This is a genomic window from Paenibacillus doosanensis, from assembly GCF_025060755.1.
Taxonomy (GTDB): domain Bacteria; phylum Bacillota; class Bacilli; order Paenibacillales; family NBRC-103111; genus Paenibacillus_S; species Paenibacillus_S doosanensis.
In genome coordinates this window covers 144776-164017 of the sequence record NZ_JANYUY010000008.1, presented here as the reverse complement: position 1 = coordinate 164017, position 19242 = coordinate 144776, and the positions used below count along the sequence as shown (strand labels likewise).

At 53.3% G+C, this 19242-nt stretch carries 16 protein-coding genes; 13 read left to right on the top strand and 3 right to left on the bottom strand.

What is annotated here, in order from left to right:
• The 3 genes from N0M98_RS09330 to arfA form a co-directional block, all read left to right on the top strand.
• Positions 1 to 254, top strand: a 254-nt coding sequence (locus N0M98_RS09330) for a transposase (RefSeq protein ID WP_259617646.1), incomplete at its 5' end; no start/stop codon positions are given.
• A 566-nt stretch (positions 255 to 820) separates the two neighbouring features.
• Entirely contained in the window at positions 821 to 1813 is a 993-nt protein-coding gene (locus N0M98_RS09325) for a LacI family DNA-binding transcriptional regulator (protein ID WP_259617645.1), read from the top strand.
• A gap of 246 nt (positions 1814 to 2059) precedes the next feature.
• Positions 2060 to 3574, top strand: a complete 1515-nt coding sequence (gene arfA / locus N0M98_RS09320) for an arabinosylfuranosidase ArfA (RefSeq protein WP_249861673.1) — start codon at positions 2060 to 2062, stop codon at positions 3572 to 3574.
• A gap of 241 nt (positions 3575 to 3815) precedes the next feature.
• Here the strand turns inward: arfA and N0M98_RS09315 are convergent, their stop codons facing one another.
• Positions 3816 to 4586, bottom strand: a complete 771-nt coding sequence (locus tag N0M98_RS09315; protein WP_249861674.1) for an IclR family transcriptional regulator — start codon at positions 4584 to 4586, stop codon at positions 3816 to 3818.
• A 253-nt stretch (positions 4587 to 4839) separates the two neighbouring features.
• On the opposite strand from N0M98_RS09315, the gene N0M98_RS09310 reads away from it, so the two are divergent.
• The 6 genes from N0M98_RS09310 (at position 4840) to N0M98_RS09285 (ending at position 10867) form a co-directional block, all read left to right on the top strand.
• Entirely contained in the window at positions 4840 to 6228 is a 1389-nt protein-coding gene (locus N0M98_RS09310; protein ID WP_259617644.1) for an MFS transporter, read from the top strand.
• The gene (gene pxpB, locus N0M98_RS09305) at positions 6200 to 6973 is read left to right on the top strand and encodes a 5-oxoprolinase subunit PxpB (protein WP_259617643.1); all 774 of its coding nucleotides are present in this window, start codon (positions 6200 to 6202) and stop codon (positions 6971 to 6973) included. Before N0M98_RS09310 ends, pxpB begins: the two co-directional genes overlap by 29 nt.
• Positions 6974 to 6977: 4 nt before the next feature.
• Positions 6978 to 7982 carry a 5-oxoprolinase subunit C family protein gene (locus N0M98_RS09300; protein WP_259617642.1) on the top strand — a complete coding sequence of 335 codons (1005 nt, stop codon included), beginning with the start codon at positions 6978 to 6980 and terminating at the stop codon, positions 7980 to 7982.
• Positions 7983 to 7994: 12 nt separating this feature from the next.
• Positions 7995 to 8774 carry a LamB/YcsF family protein gene (locus tag N0M98_RS09295; protein ID WP_249861678.1) on the top strand — a complete coding sequence of 260 codons (780 nt, stop codon included), beginning with the start codon at positions 7995 to 7997 and terminating at the stop codon, positions 8772 to 8774.
• 18 nt (positions 8775 to 8792) lie between these two features.
• Positions 8793 to 10487 (top strand): FAD-binding protein, encoded by a 1695-nt coding sequence (locus tag N0M98_RS09290; RefSeq protein ID WP_259617641.1) that lies wholly within the window; start codon positions 8793 to 8795, stop codon positions 10485 to 10487.
• A 68-nt stretch (positions 10488 to 10555) separates the two neighbouring features.
• Positions 10556 to 10867: a 2Fe-2S iron-sulfur cluster-binding protein gene (locus tag N0M98_RS09285; protein WP_249861680.1), complete on the top strand. Its 312-nt coding sequence runs from the start codon at positions 10556 to 10558 to the stop codon at positions 10865 to 10867.
• 167 nt (positions 10868 to 11034) lie between these two features.
• Here N0M98_RS09285 and N0M98_RS09280 read toward each other — a convergent pair whose 3' ends face one another.
• On the bottom strand, positions 11035 to 12129 hold the full coding sequence (locus N0M98_RS09280) for a Fic family protein (protein WP_249861681.1): 1095 nt from the start codon (positions 12127 to 12129) through the stop codon (positions 11035 to 11037).
• Between the two features lie 210 nt (positions 12130 to 12339).
• Here N0M98_RS09280 and N0M98_RS09275 point away from each other — a divergent pair, with 210 nt between their 5' ends.
• Entirely contained in the window at positions 12340 to 13104 is a 765-nt protein-coding gene (locus N0M98_RS09275; RefSeq protein ID WP_249861682.1) for an exodeoxyribonuclease III, read from the top strand.
• 137 nt (positions 13105 to 13241) lie between these two features.
• Here the strand turns inward: N0M98_RS09275 and N0M98_RS09270 are convergent, their stop codons facing one another.
• Positions 13242 to 15506: a helix-turn-helix domain-containing protein gene (locus tag N0M98_RS09270; protein WP_249861683.1), complete on the bottom strand. Its 2265-nt coding sequence runs from the start codon at positions 15504 to 15506 to the stop codon at positions 13242 to 13244.
• Between the two features lie 227 nt (positions 15507 to 15733).
• Here N0M98_RS09270 and N0M98_RS09265 point away from each other — a divergent pair, with 227 nt between their 5' ends.
• The 3 genes from N0M98_RS09265 to N0M98_RS09255 are packed head-to-tail and all read left to right on the top strand — an operon-like array spanning position 15734 to position 19225.
• On the top strand, positions 15734 to 16639 hold the full coding sequence (locus N0M98_RS09265) for an ABC transporter permease (RefSeq protein ID WP_259617640.1): 906 nt from the start codon (positions 15734 to 15736) through the stop codon (positions 16637 to 16639).
• A gap of 16 nt (positions 16640 to 16655) precedes the next feature.
• Positions 16656 to 17537 carry a carbohydrate ABC transporter permease gene (locus N0M98_RS09260; protein WP_259617639.1) on the top strand — a complete coding sequence of 294 codons (882 nt, stop codon included), beginning with the start codon at positions 16656 to 16658 and terminating at the stop codon, positions 17535 to 17537.
• Between the two features lie 53 nt (positions 17538 to 17590).
• On the top strand, positions 17591 to 19225 hold the full coding sequence (locus N0M98_RS09255) for an extracellular solute-binding protein (RefSeq protein ID WP_259617638.1): 1635 nt from the start codon (positions 17591 to 17593) through the stop codon (positions 19223 to 19225).
• Positions 19226 to 19242 lie beyond the last annotated feature (17 nt).

Genomic DNA, 19242 nt, shown 5'->3' with positions numbered 1-19242 from the left:
CCAAAGTGCAAAGCGATGCCGGTAAAGACATTTACCGGTTACGTAAAGCCATCGTGGAACCCGCGTGGGGGCAAATGAAAGAATGTCAGGGCTTTCGTCAGTTTCACCTCCGTGGCGAAGATAAGGTTGAGGGTGAGTTCGTCCTTTTGGCTTTAAGCTATAATTTAAGAAAGCTTCATTCTGCCAAATATCCCAAACCATCCACGGTGTATAAACGGGAGAGGTCTGCCCAAAAACGTAAAAAAGCGGCGTAACTCCCACAAAGGCAAAGAAAGACACAGTGATTATACTCAAATCGTGATGAAAAATCATTTGAAAACCGAGTCTTACTCCGAAGGGACCTACAAAAGTAACTCCGTCGGACAGACTCTTAGAAGCGTGGTGAAAAAGCAAACTTCGCTAAGCGAGAGCAATCTGAAGAAGCGTAAGCGTTCGCCTTTGTTCTCGGATTTCCCCCGTTACACGGGCTTACTTATTCAAGAAATCCGGGAACAAGAGCGATCGGAAGATGCTTTCGCATGCGAAGTGGGCGTTTTTCACCATCCTCTTAGAAGCGTGGTGAAAAAATAGCGGAGGGGCCGTTTAAATCTGGAGAAGCGTAAGCGTTCGACTTTGCAGACGGCGATCTCCGCAGCAGCGAGTGAACCCCTTATCGACCCCAGGTCGCGCGGCAATCGCCGTACTTTTTAATATTGACTCCTGAAATGGATCGGTTTATAGTGAGATTAGCAATGAACGTGTGCGCACACGAAAAGAAGTAAGAGCATGCTGAAGAGCAATGGGGACCATGCCTGCGGCAGCCAGAGGTGCAGGAGGAGTTATGGGAGTTACAATCAAAGAAATCGCCGTCATCTGTGGAGTATCTCCCGGTACCGTCGACCGAGCCTTGAACCATCGCCCGGGAATTAGCGAGAAAACGAAAGCGAAGATCATCGAGGTAGCCAGACAGCTTAATTATCAGCCCGATTATATGGCGAGAAGCCTGGCCAAAGGAAGAACGATGACCATCGGCGTCGTGCTGTTCGATCTGTACAACCGCTCGTTCGCCCAGCTTATGAATGCCATTGAAGCCGAATCCAGGCGGCAGGGCTATTTCGTCGACCTTGTGCTGACGAACAAGGACCCCGGCAATGAGAAGAAATGCATCGAGCATCTGCTCCACCGCAAGGTGGACGGGATCATCATCTTTGCGATCAATTACGGAGAAGCGTTCGACCGTTATTTGAAAAGCTTGAACGTTCCGGTCGTTACCGTATGCAACCGGGTGTCCGGCGATTGGAGCTATATCGGTATCGACGACCGGAAAGCGATGAAGGAAGCCGTGCAATACATTTGCGGCAAAGGCTACGAAAGGTTCGTATACGTATGCCCGCCGCTGTCTTATCAAGGGAAAACCAATATTTTTACTCAGGAAGAACGTTTCGCCGGATGTCTCGAAGGCTTGAAGGAATTCGGAATGGACGAATTGCCCGTCATTGTCACGGACAAAGACTACGTTGGGGCGATCGGCCGGATGAGCTTCGGCGGCGGCGAGCCGCGTACGGCGATTGTTTGTTCTTGCGATATTTACGCGCTGGAAGTGATGAATCATTTGAAGGGCAGAGGGCTTCGCATTCCCGAGGACGTCGGCCTGATGGGCTTCGACAATATCGACGTGCTAAAATATGTAACGCCCGCCTTGACGACGGTAGAGTACGATGTAGAGCAGTTCGGCCTGCAAGCGGTCCGCTGCCTGGTGGAGCACATCGAGCAAGGATCGGCGGCGCCGGTGCCGCTGCTGCCCTATCGCATGATTGCCGGAGCTTCGATATGATCCGGCGGTTGTTTTTTACTCACGTCCGTGTGCGCACACGATGAGGGCGGGCAGACTTCCGCAGCGATCGGAGAGTACCGGCGTCGGTCGAAGCTTCCAGCCACGGCCTTAAAACCATGGTGAATAGATGGACCGCAGGCCGCGATGAAATCGCCATCCTTCTTTTTTACCTAAAAACGTGTGCGCACACGGGGAGCTTTCGCCATTATTTATACCCATAGGATAACGAGAGAGGAAGTCATTTCAATGAGCGGCAAACAAGCCAAAATGATTGTGGACAAAGACTTTATCATTTCGAACATAGATAACCGGATTTACGGCTCATTCATCGAGCATTTGGGGCGCGCCGTCTACGAAGGGATTTACGAGCCGGGGCATCCGCTCGCCGATGAGCAGGGCTTCCGCCAAGATGTCATCGAGCTGGTGAAGGAGCTGAACGTGCCGCTCGTCCGTTACCCCGGAGGCAACTTCGTATCCGGCTACAACTGGGAGGACGGCGTAGGTCCGAAGGAGGATCGTCCGCGCCGGCTGGAGCTGGCCTGGAAAACGATCGAAACCAATGAGGTTGGAACGAACGAGTTCGCCGACTGGGCGAAGAAGGTCAACTCCGAAGTCAATATGGCCGTCAACCTCGGCACCCGCGGGATTGATGCGGCGCGAAATCTGGTCGAGTACTGCAATCATCCGTCAGGCTCTTATTGGAGCGATCTTCGTATCAAGCACGGTTACAAGGAGCCGCATAAGTTCAAAACGTGGTGCCTTGGCAACGAAATGGACGGCCCGTGGCAGATCGGGCATAAAACGGCGGAGGAATACGGACGCATCGCCTGCGAGGCGGCCAAGGTAATGAAATGGGTCGATCCGACGATCGAGCTGGTCGCTTGCGGCAGTTCGAGCCGCGCGATGAAGACGTTCGCCGATTGGGAAGCGACCGTGCTCGATCATACTTACGATCATGTGGAGTACATATCCTTGCATACGTACTACGGCAACAGAGATAACGATACGGCCAACTTCGTGGCGCGATCGCTCGATATGGACGCTTTTATCCGCTCGGTGGCGGCGATCTGCGACTACGTCAAGGCCAAGAAGCGGAGCAAAAAGACGATCCATCTGTCGTTCGACGAATGGAACGTATGGTATCATTCCCATGATGCGGACAGCCAGAGAGACCCTTGGCAAATCGCGCCGCCGCAGCTGGAGGATGTGTACACGTTCGAGGACGCCATTCTGGTCGGCTGCATGCTGATCACGCTGCTGAAGCATTCCGACCGCGTGAAGATCGCCTGCATGGCGCAGTTGGTCAATGTCATCGCTCCGATCATGACGGAGAAGGGCGGCGGCGCGTGGAAGCAGACGATCTTCTATCCGTACATGCATGCGTCGGTGTACGGCAGAGGCGCGGCGCTGAATCCGATCGTCTCTTCGCCGCTGTATGACAGCAAGGACTTTACGGATGTGCCGTATTTGGAATCTACGGCCGTATATAACGAAGAGAAAGACGAGCTGACCATCTTCGCGGTCAATCGCGATCTGCACGAGTCGCTGCTGCTGGAATGCGATATCCGCAACTTCCAGGAGTACCGGGTCATCGAGCATATCGTGCTCGAGAACGACGACGCGAAGGCGCGGAACACCGCGGCCGCGCGCGGGCAGGTGCAGCCTCACAACCGCGGCGACGCCGGGGGGAAGGACGGCTTCGTCGTCGCCTCGCTGCCGAAGTTTTCCTGGAATGTGATCCGCTTGGCCAAGCGGCCGTAAGCGCGGAACCGGATAGAGAAAAGGACAAGTCGCTGTGATGGCGGGCTTGTCCTTTTTTTGTTGTTTAGGAAATGATGCGCAGCAATTTCCTATGGATATCCGGGGGGGCTCCCCCGAAAGGAAAGTCTACCCATAGAACGATCCCAGAGGAAGGGTTAGACGCCGATCCAGCTTAGGCTGGATGCGGCGGACGGAATAAGCTTCAGAGCATCACGTCACTTTTGGGGGATTTGTTCTACGATTAGCCGAATGATCTCGTCTCGTTGCAGCCGAGCCTCCGCGATATTTCTGCGGCGGCCTGTCTGACTTGATGTATCAGTTCAGGCAGGTTTTCCTCCCCGAACTGCACTTCGAGCGCTGCGGAGCTGAGCGCGGCGATAATTTGTCCCGTATGATCGAAGATCGGGGCGCTTAACTCGGCGGTATAATCTTCAAGCTCGGAACGGCTGAAGCTGTAGCCCCGTCGCCGGGTAAGCTCCAGCGAGGCGCGCAGCGCATCCTTATCGGTCATCGTTCCGGAGCTGATCGGCAATAGTTCAATCTCATCGACGTAGCGTTCCCGCTCATCGTCAGGCATGAAAGCAAGAATCGTCCGCGAGGATGCTCCGGCATACAGGGGGGCTTTTTTGCCTATTTTGGTGAACAGCCGAACGGGATGATTCGTATCCAGTTTTTCAATGTATATGCATTCTTGCCCGTCCCTGAGGACGAGATGGACCGCGTTCCCGATGTCGTCCCGCAGCTTTTCCATCACCGGCAAAGCGATCCGGCGGATGTCCAGCCGCTCGGCGACCAGATTTCCGAATTGAAGGAACAACAACCCGAGGGAGTAATACCCGTCTTTGTCTTTATGAAGAAAGCCCATGTCTTCCAGCGAACCGATCATTCGATGCACGGAAGTTTTGGGAATACCCGAGAGCTGTACGATTTCATTCATGCTCAGCTTGAAGCGATCTAAGAAAAGGTTAAGAATATCCATCGATCTGACGACGGTTTTATTTTTGTTCTGCACGTTGCGACGGTTCCTCCCGAATTGGCTGATGACGATTTTGCAATATTGACTGGCGTTTCCTTTCGTAAATCAAGTATACACTGAATGATGGGGGAACTCCATGGCCGCTGCCGTCATGCAATGAATCGGGTGCAAAAGTTTTTCTTGATTTTCGTTAAATACCGACTATAATGATCGTATATATATGGATTGAAAAACGGAATTACAGTTCCGAAAATCGGAACAAATAATCGAAGAAGGAGTCAATGACAAGATGAATGAGCAGGCGCGAGTATTGGAAGTCAGGAGCAGACGTGACATCGTCGATTTCATCAACTCCAATCCGGTAAGCAAGCCGGGATTCAAAATTATTTTGCTGGCGCTGGCGGGCGTGTTTGTAGACGCTTACGATTTCACGAGCATCGGAATCGGCACCGCCCAGCTGCAGCAGCAGTTCGGTTTGACGGCGGTCGAGCTGGGAAGCTTGACGGCCATTATGGCCGTAGGTTCTTTATTGGGGGCTGTATTCGGAGGGTACTATACGGATAAATTCGGCCGTAATAAAATGTTCTTGATCGATTTGTTTTTGATGGTGTTCGCCGCATTCGGCGCAGCCCTCTCGCCAAACTTCGGCTGGCTCGTTTTTTTCCGTCTGCTCATGGGCATCGGGGTCGGTCTTGATATTCCCGTAGCTTTAAGCTTCATTGCGGAATACAGCAATATGAAGAAAAAAGGCGCGAATGTCACATTATGGTGCCCTCTATGGTTTAGCGCCGCTTCGGTTACCGGGTTGATTGCACTGCCGTTTTATTTTTTGAATCAGCATGAATATATTTGGAGATGGTCTGTCGGTCTGGGCGGCGTGTTTGCACTCATCGTGTTATTTTTACGGTATTTCTATATGAACGAAAGTCCTTTATGGGCCGCTCATCATTTGTCGCTGGAGGAAAGCGCCAACGTGATCCGCAAAACGTATCAAATCGAAGTTCGCGTTCATCCGGCCGCCAAAAGCGCCCCCGATGCGCCGAGCAAGGCGAAGCTGTCTTACGCCGAAATCTTCAGGGGGAAATACAAACTTAGAACCATACTCGCTTCGATCATTACCTTTACGCAAAGTATGGAATATTTCGCCGTAGGCTTCTATATCCCGACGATTTCGACGATTATTTTCGGAAAAGGCGTCATCTACGCCATCATCGGCACGATTGTGTTCAATTTGTTCGGGGCGCTCGGCGGATTTCTCGGCGCATCCCTCAATACCCGCTGGGGCGTCCGCAAGCTGTCGATTGTCGGTTACGTGATAGCGGTTATCGGTTTGCTGCTCATGGGGACGACAGGGAATTCTTACGTCGGCGTCTCGGCCGTGCTGCTTGCAGCCTTTATATTCGGTCATGCTTTCGGACCGGGCTCGCAAGGGATGACGATGGCGACGCTGTCGTATCCTACGGAGCTTAGAGGACTTGGCGCCGGATTCGGACAAGGCATTACGCGCGTCGGCAGTATTTTGGGCTTCTTTCTATTTCCCGTCGTGCTCGCTGCAGCCGGTTTATACAATACGCTGCTGCTGCTGGCGATCGTACCCTTCCTCGGGCTCGCTGCGACGCTGCTGATCAAGTGGGAACCGATCGGACAAGATGTGGAAAGCGAAGGAATCGCTTCTTAAAAGTAAAGGGGTTGTTGTTATCCGATATGTAGAAATGTCCCCGCTAGGGGAAAGCGCCATTGCCGTGAAGCTGGGAGAGCGGGCGGATGAGGAGACCCATATGAAGGTCCGAGTATTGTCCGATCATTTGGCCAAGCATCCGTTCGACGGAATGGTTGAATTTATCCCGGCGTTTACTTCGGTTACGGTCGTATACGACCCTGTGCGGCTTTTTCTGAATGACGGCATGGCGCCGCCAGAAGGAGAATTGCGTTATCCGTATGACATTGCGAAGCATCAATTGCTTGCGATCGTGGAGCAGTTGAATGAAGGCTCGGTGCCTGAACCTAAGGTTGTCGACATTCCCGTCTGCTACGGAGACGAATTCGGGGCGGATTTGGAGCATGTGGCGGAGATCAACGGACTCAGTACGGACGAAGTAATTCGGATTCATTCCGGCGGACGCTATTTGGTCTACATGCTGGGGTTCGCTCCCGGCTTTCCTTACCTGGGAGGAATGGATAAGCGGATTGCGGCTCCTCGCAAGCCGTCTCCGCGTCTTGCCATTCCGCCGGGAACGGTCGGCATCGCCGGGGAACAAACCGGCATTTATCCGATCGAAACGCCGGGCGGCTGGCAGCTGATCGGGCGCACGCCGCTCTCTTTGTTTTTACCGGATCGGCAGCCTCCCACCTTGCTCGAAGCGGGGAATCTGATACGATTTTACCCGATCACCCGCAAGGAGTATGACCAGTGGAGGGAATAAACCGATGACGATTCATGTTCGCAAGCCCGGCCTGCTCACGACATTGCAGGATGCGGGCAGGTACGGTTACCAAAAGTACGGCGTCATTGTGAGCGGGCCGATGGACAGCTTCGCGCATCAAACGGCGAATTTGCTGGTCGGCAATGACGCGAAGGAAGCCGCTCTGGAAGCGACGCTGATCGGCCCGACGTTATATTTTGCAGCGCCTGCGCTGATCGCCGTCTGCGGACCGGGCTTTACCGCATCCATCGACGGCGTTCCGGCGCCTCTATGGAGACCGGTGTATGTAAACGCCGGGGCGACGCTGCTGCTCGGCTCTTCCCGCGAAGGCTGCCGCTGTTATATCGCCGTCTCGGGAGGCTTCGACGTTCCGGAGCAGCTCGGCAGCCGCTCAACTTATCTGCGTGCCGGTCTCGGAGGCTTGGAGGGCCGGGCGCTGAAGGAAGGCGACCGGCTGCGGCTTAAGGACGCAACGGAGCTCGGAGAGAACATAATGCGGCGGCTTCATGCCGATGCAGGCGATGCGGCCTTTCAATCCGTAAAATGGCGCGTATCCTACGAAATGATGCCCGCCTATAACCCGAATCCCGAAATTCGCGTCATGCCCGGCGCGCAATCCGATTTATTCGATGCCGCGGGCCTGGAGGCCCTGTTCTCGGCGGAATTTAAAGTTCAGCCTCAATCGGACCGGATGGGCTACCGGCTCGCGGGGCAGCCGCTGTACTTGCGGGAGCCGCTGGACATGCTGTCCGAGCCGGTGACGTTCGGAACGGTTCAGGTTCCGCCGGACGGGAACCCGATTGTATTGATGGCCGACCGGCAAACGACGGGAGGGTATCCGAAGATAGCGCAGGTCCTTGCGGCGGACTTGCCGTTGCTTGCGCAGGCGCAAATCGGCAGCAGCGTAAGGTTTAGGCAGGCGGATCTTATTGAGGCTCAAGAATCGTATTTGCTGATGGAATGGAATTTGCGCAATTTGAGAAAGAGCATTCAAATGTATTTCTTTTAAGGAGGCATTTTCATGAGATATGTGGATCTGAATTGCGATATGGGAGAAAGCTTCGGCGCTTACCGTCTCGGCAGAGACGAGGAAATATTATCGTATGTCACGTCCGCCAATATCGCCTGCGGGTTCCATGCGGGGGATGCCGGCACGATGAGAAAGACGGTCAAGCTGGCGCTGGAGAACGGAGTAGCCATTGGCGCGCATCCGGGCTTGCAGGATTTGATCGGCTTCGGCCGGAGGAAGATGGACATCTCCCCGCAAGAAGCTTACGACATCGCCGTATACCAGATCGGCGCGCTATGGGGATTCGTCCGGTCCGAAGGCGGTACGATGCAGCATGTGAAAGCCCACGGCGAGCTGTACAACATGGCGGCGGTCAACCCCGGTTTGGCCGAAGCGATCGCCGAAGCGGTCTATAAGGTCGATCCCGAGCTGATCTTGTTCGGGCTGGCGAACAGCGAGCTGCTCAAGGCCGGGAAGAAGGCCGGGCTGCGCACGGCGAGCGAAGTATTCTCCGATCGCACGTACCAGGACAACGGTACGCTGACTCCGCGCAGACAGCCGGATGCGATGATCACGGACGACCGGGAGGCTGTGAAGCAGGTCATCCGCATGGTCAACGAAGGCAAAGTGCTTTCAAGGCAAAATACGGATGTCCTCATTCAGGCGGATACGGTTTGCATTCACGGCGACGGAGCGCACGCGCTCGAATTTGCCCGGATGATTAACGAATCGCTGCGGCAAGCGGGCATCACGGTTCAATCGATCGGAAAAACCATTTCCGACAATTCCTGACACGGATAGGAGCGCGCAATGATGAATCCTTTGCATATCAACACGGATGTTTTGGTAATCGGCTCCGGCGCGGCCGGCATGATGGCCGCCAAAGCGGCCGCGCTCGAAGGGGCGAAAGTGGTGCTGGCCGATAAAAGCCTGGTCGGCCGCGGCGGCGCGACCATATTGGCGCAGATGACCGTCGCGGTTGCGCTGGGAGAAGCGGAAGAAGATCATCCGGATATTCACTTTGAAGATACGATGAACGGCAGCCGGGGAATGGCCGATCCGGATATCGTGCGGACGATTGTGGATCGCGGACCCGAGCTCATTCTGGAGGCGGAGAGCTACGGGGTCAAATGGGCGAGAACGCCGGACGGGAAGCATTCCCAAGTCGTGGCTCCGGGTCATTCGCGGCGGCGCTGCGTATATGTGGACATTTTGAACACAGGCGGCGCGACGTCGGCGGGGCTGAGAAAAGCGATTTGGAAAGACGAAGCCATCGAACGGCTCAAAAATATAATGATCACGAAGCTGGTCGTGGAAGACGGAGCGGTCGTCGGCGCGGTAGGATTTGCGATGGAACAATTCCGGCCTGTGACGATCGCGGCGAATGCGGTTATTCTGGCGACCGGCGGCTTGACCGAAATCTATGAAAGAAACAGCGCCTCGGCGAATATGACGGGCGACGGGTTTATGCTGGCGGCCGAAGCGGGAGCGGAGCTGCGGGATATGGAGATGGTGCAGTTTTTCCCGATCGCTCACCTGCATCCGCCTCTCGTCGGGATCGACCCGATTATGTGGGACCCGTTCCGCTATAAATTGGGCGGGCGCCTGTTGAACGGCCAACACGAAGAATTTATGGATAAATACAATAATGAAGTTGCGGGCAAATATACGGCGGCGCGCGACCAGACGACGCTGGCCATCTTCAAGGAAGTCGAAGCCGGGAGAGGGACGCCGCACGGCGGAGCGTATCTCGATTTTCGGATGGTGCCGGAGGAGCGATTGAAAGAAGCGTTCGGACCGGTCATCCCTATTTTGAAAAATCAAGGCGTCGATTTGACCAAAGATATGGTCGAGGTGGCGCCGATGGCGCATTTCACGATGGGCGGGATTCGCGTCAACAGCAGGATGGAAACGACCGTCCCCGGGCTGCTTGCCTGCGGCGAGCTGATCTACGGCATGCACGGAGCCAACCGGTTGTCGGGCAACGCGATTACAGAAGCGCTGGTGACGGGGCGCATTGCCGCGGAGACGGCCGCTCAAGCCAAGCCGAAGGCGCCGTCCGGCCGGCTGCAAGCCGAGCTGGAGCGGTTGGAACGGCTCTGGCATCCGCGCCAGGTTGAACGGGACGAAGCTTCGATGCTGTCGGTGAAGCGCGAGCTGCAGAAGCTGATGTGGGAAGGCGCGGGGCCGCTGCGCACGGAAGCCGGCTTGACCCGCGCGCTGGAGGAGCTGCGCGAGCTCACCGCACGTGTGGACAATATCGCCTTGGCCAGACAAAACTATTACGCGCTGACGTTGGTAGAGAAGATAGAGCTCGTTCATATGCTGAAATTGAGCGAAACGATCATTACCGGGGCGCTCGCCAGACGGGAATCCCGCGGCGCGCACACCCGTCTTGATCACAATCACGCTTATGAGACCGCGGTCAGCACGAAGTTCCGGCTGGATGCCGCGGGCCGATGGTCGATGGAGGAAATTCCGCTGCCCGGACCGGCAAGATCCTAAGCAACCGGCGGAGCAAGCGGCCGGAGCGAACCTTTTCACCACACTTCCCAGCAAAGGGGGATAAATCAATGTCTTACGTAACATTGCATGTCGTCCGCGGCGATGCGGAGGCGGGGAGAACAATCGAAGATTACGAGGTGCCGTATCATGAAGGCATGAGCCTGCTGGACGCGATCTTCTGGATTCGCGAGCATAAGGACACTTCGTTATCGGTCAGATATTCCTGCCGATCGGCCAATGCCTGTAAGGAATGTATGGCCGTCGTGAACGGCAAGGCCGGTTACCTGTGCAGTATTAGAGCGGTTCCCGAATCCGAGGTTCATATCGAGCCGCTGCCGAGTTTGCCTTGGATCAAAGATTTGACTACTGCGTTAGAGTAACCGGCGCTGAAGCCGGATTGCTGCGCAGCCGATACGATAGTTCAGCCGGACGAGATGTCCGTCGTCATCCCAGCCTGACCCGGTTCTTCCTAGGGTCGGGCTTTTTGGTATGATGCCGGGGGATTATATATCAAGCCGGCTTAAAAGCGAAGGGCTACTATGATCTATTAGCGTAGTTTGTCAAGGAGATTATAATAATAATAGGTTTTGGAACGCGTTTTTCCGTCAGAAAATATAATCTTCTGCGATTCCAAAATAGATAGATATCTTCTGCAAGTGGCTTCCGGAATTTCTGCCGCTGAAGAAATCGTCTGAACTGTGAAAATGGGCTTTTGGTATATGGCATCAATTAACTTTTTTACACCGCTGCTGTTAATTAGAGATTGAGCTAAATTCAAATCGTGCTCATACAAGCGATTAACATCATTGATTAATTGGATATTTTTATTTGCCTGAAGTATGATCGCTTCTAAGAAAAAGTGAATCCATTGATTCCAGTCGCCTTTATACCGTGTATCATTAAGAAATCGATAATATTTATGCTTATCCCTTTCCAATGCTTCACTTAAAAAGAAATTAGGATAATCGATAACATTCTTGCTGAATAAGTACAAAGGGATCAAAATGCGTCCGATTCTCCCATTTCCATTAAGAAATGGATGAATCGTTTCGAACTGTGCGTGTATGATGGCGGCTCGAACGAGTTCATCCAATTGATCCTGAGGATTATTAATATATATTTCTAAATTATTCATATAAGTATCGACCAGTTGAGGCTGCGGAGGAATGTATGTTGCTGTTTCCATGGTGCAGCCTTCAGGGCCGATAAAGTTTTGGATTTTTCTATACTCACCCGGAGAACGATTGCTTCCACGAACGCCATTTGACATTAGTGTTACGTGCATAGCTTTAAAAAGCCGCGTGGAGATCGGCAGAACGGCGAGATTGTCCATTCCATCCCGGAGCGCATGGTAGTAATTGAGTACTTCTTGTATATCTTTATTATTTTTTCTGCTATGGGCTTCAACTTCAAGAACTTCATCGAGAGTGACTTGGGTGCCCTCGATTTTGGTTGACTGCACCGCTTCATTCAGCATGACGGGGTTTAATAATAAATGGGAAGGTAACTTTGTATTTTGAAGCAGCACCTGATATTGGGCAATCTTTTTATTGGCTTCTATTAATTCCCGAAGGAACATTAGCTGGTTAATTCGTTCGCCGGTTAAAGGTAAATTTTCAGGTGTGAAAGGTGTTTTCGCCATGACTAAACCTCACTTTCCAAAGGGATGTAATATATTATTAACATTTTAACCGATTTGTGATTATAAATACAAGGAAAGTTGGGATTAACGATCAAAATATAGATAATTTGATTGCAACCCAGCCTGACCCGATGCTTCTTAGGGTCGGGCTTTTTGGTATGCTATACTATGTAATAGAAAAGAAACCGTTATAGTTGGGAGATTAAGAGAATGAAGCTCGTATCATGGAACGTCAACGGGTTGAGAGCCTGTGTTAACAAAGGATTCAACGATTACTTTCAAGCGGTCGACGCGGATTTGTTCTGCATTCAGGAGACCAAGCTGCAGGAAGGGCAAATTCAACTGGAGCATCTTGAAGGCTATGAGCAGTATTGGAACTATGCGGAGAAGAAGGGTTATTCCGGCACGGCCGTATTTTCCAAGCATAAGCCGCTTTCCGTACGGTACGGTCTGGAAGAGGACAGCGAGCCGGAAGGCCGGACGATTACGATGGAGTTCAAGGACTTTTATCTGGTCAATGTGTATACGCCGAATGCGAGACGCGACTTATCGAGGCTGGATTACCGGCTGGAGTGGGAAGAACGGTTCCGGGCTTATCTGCAGCAGCTCGATGCCAAGAAACCGCTAATTGTTTGCGGAGATTTGAACGTGGCGCATGAAGAGATCGACCTGAAGAATGCGAAGTCCAACCGGAACAATTCGGGCTTCACGCCGGAGGAGCGGGGAAAAATGACCGAGCTGCTGGAGGCCGGATTCGTCGACAGCTTCCGTCATCTCTACCCCGAGAAAACCGATGCGTATACATGGTGGTCATTTATGCCGAAGGTACGCGAGCGGAATATCGGATGGCGGATCGACTATTTTCTTATTTCTTCCCGGTTGACCGCTTCGCTGGAAGATTCGCAAATCGCCTGCGAGGTGATGGGCAGCGATCATTGCCCGGTCGTTCTTCAGATGAAGGAGCTGGAGGCCTAACAGGCTGCCGCCGGCCTGTCCGGGAGCCTCTTGCTTCGCCTTCAGCCGCTGTCGGACACCGCGGCGCTTTACCGGTTGCGATCGGCCCGGTTGCCCGCAGCTACAGCTGCAGCCGCAGCCGCTACGGCCGCCGCAGCTTACCGCTGGGCGACCATAGCGCTTCTCCGGTATTCGCTCGGCGTCATGCCGGTCCACTTCTTGAACATCCGGTTAAACGACGTAATATTGCGGTACCCAATCTGCACGCTGACGTCGTTGATGCTGGAATCGGTGCCCGCCAGCAGCTCCTGCGCCTTGCGGATACGGATGTCGTTCAGATGATCGCTGAAGTTGACGCCGGTTTTTTCCTTAATATAGACGGATAAATAAGCGCTCGACATATTGAGCTTATCGGCCAAGTAATCGAGGGACAAATCGTCCCCGTACTTGGTATGCAGATGATCCATCACGAACGTGACGATCGGATCGCTTTCCTCTTTTTTCTCCGAAATCAGCGCCGCGACCAGCTTCAGAATGTCCCGGCACGTTTTTTTATATTCCTCCAGCGTGCAGCATTCCTTCAACTGCTGCATCAGCGGCTTGAGCGGCCATGAGGCGCCGGGCCCGATACCGTACAAATCCATAAACTTCCATATCTTGGCTTCGAGCCATCCGGCGAAGGAAGCGAACTGCGTGATGCTCGCCTCTTTCGCATACATATCGTCGAGAAAGCGGACGACGAGCTCCAGCGAGCCGGATTCGTCGCCGGCCTGCAGCCGGGCGTTCAGCTCCTGATCCTGGGCGGGACTGAGCGTAGAGGCGGACGGAACGGCCCTATTCTCCAGCATAATCTGCGTCTCTTCCTCCAGCTTCGCCTGCTTGACCATCTCCAGCACTTGCCGGTACGCGTGATTGAACTGGGTCGAATGCTCGAACCAAGAGCTGACGGCGACGGTGAACAGGCTGTAGTCCTTGTCCCGGTCGAAGACGATCTTTAGCTCGCGCAGCACCTCGGCGATCTGTTCCTTCTCCTGCCGGCCGGTAATGACGGTAAGAATTTGATTTTTTTCCATTTGAAACGTATGGCAGCCGGGAAAACGCTCGGAGAAGATCAGCGCGATATGCTCCCGGAAATAGTAGGCGGCGCGCTCTTTTTTGATCAGATTATCGTCGAACGGACCTGAGCGGAATCGCAGCAGGTAGAGGACGATGGTGAAGCTCTCCTCGGCGGCCATGAAGTCTTTCCATTCGCTGATGTCGGTATTGATGCTTTTGAGCTTGTTGATGTAATTGTAGCTTTTCAGAATCGATTGCTTGCTGGACAGCTCGCTTTGAATGACGTTTTTTTCCTTGACCAGATCCATAATTTTGTTGTGAATAAAGGCGAATTCACTGATCGAGCTGGCCGCCTTCATCAGTTCGGACGACGAGCCGTTGACGATCGAAGAAATCAGCTGCTTCACCGGGCGGTTAATCCGCTTGCTGTAATAGAACGAAACGGCGATACCGAGAGCCAGCGACAAAATAAACAGCACCAACAGCGTAACCATCAGCCGGTTGAGCTGGGAGGCGATGGCCGCATTGGGCACGGTGGTGACGTAAGTGATCCCGTCCGCGTCGGTTTCCTTGAAATAATAATAGCCGTCCTCCAGTACATAATTGCTCCCCGGAGAAAAGGCCGGCAAATCGCCCGAGGACCACTCTCCCGCAGCCGGGTACAGAGCCGTGCCGTTCTTATCGATAATCATAAACCGGCGGGCGTTATCGGTATCGTCGAAGAACGCTTCCTGCGCCTTGGCGATATCCATAAAGGCCGTAATCATATAATTGCTGTCCGGGAGCTTGAAGCTGATCGGCAAAAGCGATTTCTTCTCGGGCACATTCCACCCCGTGTAAAAATCCGATACCGGCAGGATGGAGAAGTTCGGACTCTCGGCGAGCTGCTTGCTCCAGGAGTCGAACGGATACTGCTCGCTCGTATACAGCAGATTGTATTGATCCTCGGCCTGGCTGCTGCCGTCCTTGTCGAAGGTCATCGACTTGGAATTGTAATAAACGATCATATTGTCCAGGTACAGCTGCGGATTGAACACTTCGGCGCGCAGCAAACCGATAATTTTTTTGCCTTGCAGATAGTCGATATCGTTCTCGTCCTTCGTGAGCAGCTGGCGATTGAAGCCGACGACGTCGGTGTCGTTGTACGATTGGTAGAGCACGGACTTAATCCGATTGAAATGCGTGTTGTACCGCTCCGCCGTATTTTGCAAGGTGAGTCGGTTATAGCGGATCAGCTCGTCCTGATATTTGCTTTTGAAGAACACGAAAGCGACCATATCGAGAGCGAAGAACAGCAGCACAATGACCAAAAAGCTGATCAGGATGGTGACGAACAGAGATGTTTTTTTGGGCTGAGCTTGATACATCGGGACGCGCTCCTTTGACGGCTTGGTTATCTCTTCCATCTTACAGGAAGCGCTTTTGCGAGGGAAGGAGCAAAATTTTAGATTCTTATCACTTTTTTAGAAACGAAGGTAAAGCCCGAAAACAAAAGAAAGGTCTATAGGCAAAGCGGGCTTGACGGGCTTATGATTCGGGTCGGGGAGCAGGCCAGGTGACTGCCATGAGCAAGGGGGAAGAAAGGAAGGTGAACATGAATACAGCTTTCAAGCGCATCAAAAAAAATTACGATCTGTATCTGCTGTTTTTACCGGTGCTGGCATTTTTCATCATTTTTGAATATGTGCCCATGTACGGCGTGCAAATCGCCTTTAAAGATTTTATCGCAACCAAAGGCATCTGGGGCAGTCCATGGGTCGGGTTTAAACATTTTGAGCGGTTTTTCGACAGCTTCTATTTTTGGCGGCTGATCCGAAATACGCTGGGCATCGGACTGTATCAGCTGATCGTCGGCTTTCCCGTGCCGATTGTGCTGGCGCTGATGATTAACGAGGTGAAGTCGAGCCTGTTCCGCAGATTTGTGCAGACGGTGACATATGCGCCGCATTTTTTATCCACGGTCGTTGCGGTCGGGATGATCATGATGTTCCTCTCTCCGGAAACGGGGCTCGTCAACATCGCCATCCGCCTGTTCGGCGGGGAACCGATTTCCTTCATGACCGAGCCGGGCTGGTTCAAGTCGATCTACGTCTGGTCCGGCGTATGGCAGCAAATGGGCTGGAGCTCGATCATCTACTTGGCTGCGCTGTCCGGGATCGATCCGCAGCTTCACGAAGCCGCCCGGGTAGACGGGGCCAGCCGGCTGCGCCGCATTTGGCATATTAATCTGCCGGGGATTATGCCGACCGTCATCGTGCTGCTTATTCTGAACGTCGGGTCGATTCTCGGCGTCGGATTCGAGAAAGTGTTCCTGATGCAAAACTCGCTGAACATGGCCGCATCCGACGTCATCTCGACCAGCGTGTACCGCAGCGGCATTCTCGGGGCGGAATTCAGCTATTCCGCAGCCGTCGGCCTGTTCAATTCGGTGGTCAACTTTATTTTGCTGCTGACGGTAAACCGGATCGCCCGCAAAGTCAGCGAAACCAGCTTATGGTAAAGGAGGGGAGAAATCTATGCTGGAAAGCCGATCCGACCGATGGGTCAACGCGCTCATTCATACGCTGTTGATTGTCGTCAGCTTGGCGGTGCTGTACCCGCTGTTCTTCGTTCTGATAGCATCCTTCAGCAGTCCGGAGGCGGTCATTCGCGGCGAAGTATGGCTGTGGCCGAAGGGCGTCACCCTGGTCGGCTACGAACGCATTTTGCAGAACAAAGAGATATTGTCGGGCTATATGAACACGATCTCGTACACGGTCGTCGGAACCGCCATCAACCTGATCATGACGGTGGCGGCCGCTTACCCGCTGTCGCGCAAAGAGTTTTACGGACGCCATGTGTTTACGGCGCTGATTTTGTTCACGATGTTTTTCAGCGGCGGAATGGTGCCGACCTATCTTCTGATCAAGAAGCTGGGCATGCTCAATACGTACTGGGCGATGGTCATTCCGTCGGCCTTGTCGGTGTGGAACATCGTCATCATGCGCACATTTTTTCAAAGCAGCATTCCAGGCGAGATTCACGAAGCCGCTTCCATCGACGGCTGCTCCAATATGCAGACGCTGGTGCGGATCGTGCTGCCGCTGTCGGTTCCGATCTTGGCCGTCATGGTGTTGTTCTATAGCGTAGGACATTGGAACGCGTATTTTAACGCTTTGATCTACTTGACCGATCGCGCCAAATATCCGCTGCAGCTGATCTTAAGGGAAATTCTCGTGCAGGGTCAAATGCAGGAGATGGTCGACGTCAGCGACGATTCGCTGGCAAGAAGCATTATGGATGCGGAGGCGATCAAGTTTGCGGCCGTGATGGTGGCGAATTTGCCGGTGCTGCTGCTGTATCCTTTTTTGCAAAAATATTTCGTCAAAGGCGTGATGGTCGGCGCTCTGAAAGGGTAATGCCGAATGCAGCGGTATAATGATATGAGGGACTATTGAAGGAGGAGCAATATATGAAAAAAAACAATAGATGGATGGCGTCCGTACTGACCGTGACGATGGCTGGAACCATGCTCGCCGGATGCAGCGGCAATGCGGACAGCGCCGGCGAAGGCGGCAAACAGGGAGCGGCAAGCGCCCCCGAAGGGGTGAACAAGAGCGGCATGCCGATCGTGAATGCGCCGATATCGCTGAAGTTTTTTACCGGCAAGTCGCCGACGAACGGCAGCAAATTCGAGGATACGCTCGTATGGAAGGAATACGCCAAGCAGTCGAACATCAACGTGACGTTCGAGCTCGTACCCTTCGAGAATTTGACGGAGAAGAAGAACCTGGTGCTGGCCGGAGGGGACTATCCCGACGCCTTCTATTCCGCGCGCCTGTCGGCCGCGGACTTGACGAAGTACGGCGGCCAGGGCGTGTTCATCAAGCTGAACGATCTGATCGACCAATATGCGCCCAATTTCAAGCAGCTGATGGAAAAATATCCGGACATCAAGAAAGGCTTGACGATGCCCGACGGCAACATCTATTCGCTCCCTTCATTCTACGATCCGACCTTCCTGCCGATGCTGATCGGGACGCCGCTGTGGGTGAACAAGGACTGGCTCGATAAACTCGGGATAAAAGAACCGGCGACGACGGAGGAATTTTACCAGTACTTGAAGAAAGTGAAAGAGACCGATTTGAACGGCAATGGCGAAAAGGATGAAATTCCTTACAGCAGCGCCGGCATCGGCAATCTGATCAATCAGCTGAAAGGGGCGTGGGGACTCGGCAACCGGGGACTCGGGCATCCGTACGTCGATGTCGATCCTGCGACGAACAAGCTCCGGTTCACCAAAACCGATCCGAAATACAAGGAAGTGCTGCAATTCATTAATAAGCTGTACTCGGAAGGATTAATCGACAAGGAAATTTTCACGATTAAGGACAGTGCGCTGTACGCCAAAGGGCAGAAGGGCGTGCTCGGCTCCACCGTCATCCCGAACCCGGCCACGCTGATGAATCAGAAAAACTATATCGGGCTCGGCGCTTTGAAGGGACCGCACGGCGACCAGCTGTATTCGCAGGTGAAAGTGCCGATGGTGCATGTGGGCGCCTTTGCGATTACGAACAAAAATAAATATCCGGAAGCGACCTTGCGCTGGATGGATTATTTTTACGGCGACGAGGGAGCGAAATTTTACTTCATGGGGCAAAAAGACGTGACCTACAGGGAGGGCGCCGACGGCAAGCTGGAATATGTGGACGAGATTACGAAAAATCCGCAAGGCTTGACCCAGGATCAGGCGCTGGCCAAAAATTTCACCTGGCTCGGCGGAAGCTACCCGGGCTATGTGCAGGAGAAATATTTCAAAGGCTCGGAGACGCTTCCGGAATCGGTGGCGGCAGGCAAGAAAGCGGAGCCGTACGCGGTCAAGGAAATTTGGAACAACTTCAACTTTACCGATGCGGAAACGGAGATTATGTCGTCAATCGGCAAAGACATTCAAACGTATGTAACCGAGATGGAAGCCAAGTTCATCAACGGCACCGCTTCGTTCGACGAGTGGGATAAATACGTGGCGACGATTCAAAAAATGGGCCTTGATCAATATATGAAAACGTACCAAGCGGCGTATGAACGGTATAGTCAACAAAAATAACGTCCTTGTTGGAAAGG

Bases quoted from the DNA above. Each gene is read 5' to 3' on its own strand.
- N0M98_RS09325 (WP_259617645.1), top strand. From the start codon at position 821: ATGGGAGTTACAATCAAAGAAATCGCCGTCATCTGTGGAGTATCTCCC.
- arfA (WP_249861673.1), top strand. From the start codon at position 2,060: ATGAGCGGCAAACAAGCCAAAATGATTGTGGACAAAGACTTTATCATT.
- N0M98_RS09310 (WP_259617644.1), top strand. From the start codon at position 4,840: ATGAATGAGCAGGCGCGAGTATTGGAAGTCAGGAGCAGACGTGACATC.
- pxpB (WP_259617643.1), top strand. From the start codon at position 6,200: ATGTGGAAAGCGAAGGAATCGCTTCTTAAAAGTAAAGGGGTTGTTGTT.
- N0M98_RS09300 (WP_259617642.1), top strand. From the start codon at position 6,978: ATGACGATTCATGTTCGCAAGCCCGGCCTGCTCACGACATTGCAGGAT.
- N0M98_RS09295 (WP_249861678.1), top strand. From the start codon at position 7,995: ATGAGATATGTGGATCTGAATTGCGATATGGGAGAAAGCTTCGGCGCT.
- N0M98_RS09290 (WP_259617641.1), top strand. From the start codon at position 8,793: ATGATGAATCCTTTGCATATCAACACGGATGTTTTGGTAATCGGCTCC.
- N0M98_RS09285 (WP_249861680.1), top strand. From the start codon at position 10,556: ATGTCTTACGTAACATTGCATGTCGTCCGCGGCGATGCGGAGGCGGGG.
- N0M98_RS09280 (WP_249861681.1), bottom strand. From the start codon at position 12,129: ATGGCGAAAACACCTTTCACACCTGAAAATTTACCTTTAACCGGCGAA.
- N0M98_RS09275 (WP_249861682.1), top strand. From the start codon at position 12,340: ATGAAGCTCGTATCATGGAACGTCAACGGGTTGAGAGCCTGTGTTAAC.
- N0M98_RS09270 (WP_249861683.1), bottom strand. From the start codon at position 15,506: ATGTATCAAGCTCAGCCCAAAAAAACATCTCTGTTCGTCACCATCCTG.
- N0M98_RS09265 (WP_259617640.1), top strand. From the start codon at position 15,734: ATGAATACAGCTTTCAAGCGCATCAAAAAAAATTACGATCTGTATCTG.
- N0M98_RS09260 (WP_259617639.1), top strand. From the start codon at position 16,656: ATGCTGGAAAGCCGATCCGACCGATGGGTCAACGCGCTCATTCATACG.
- N0M98_RS09255 (WP_259617638.1), top strand. From the start codon at position 17,591: ATGAAAAAAAACAATAGATGGATGGCGTCCGTACTGACCGTGACGATG.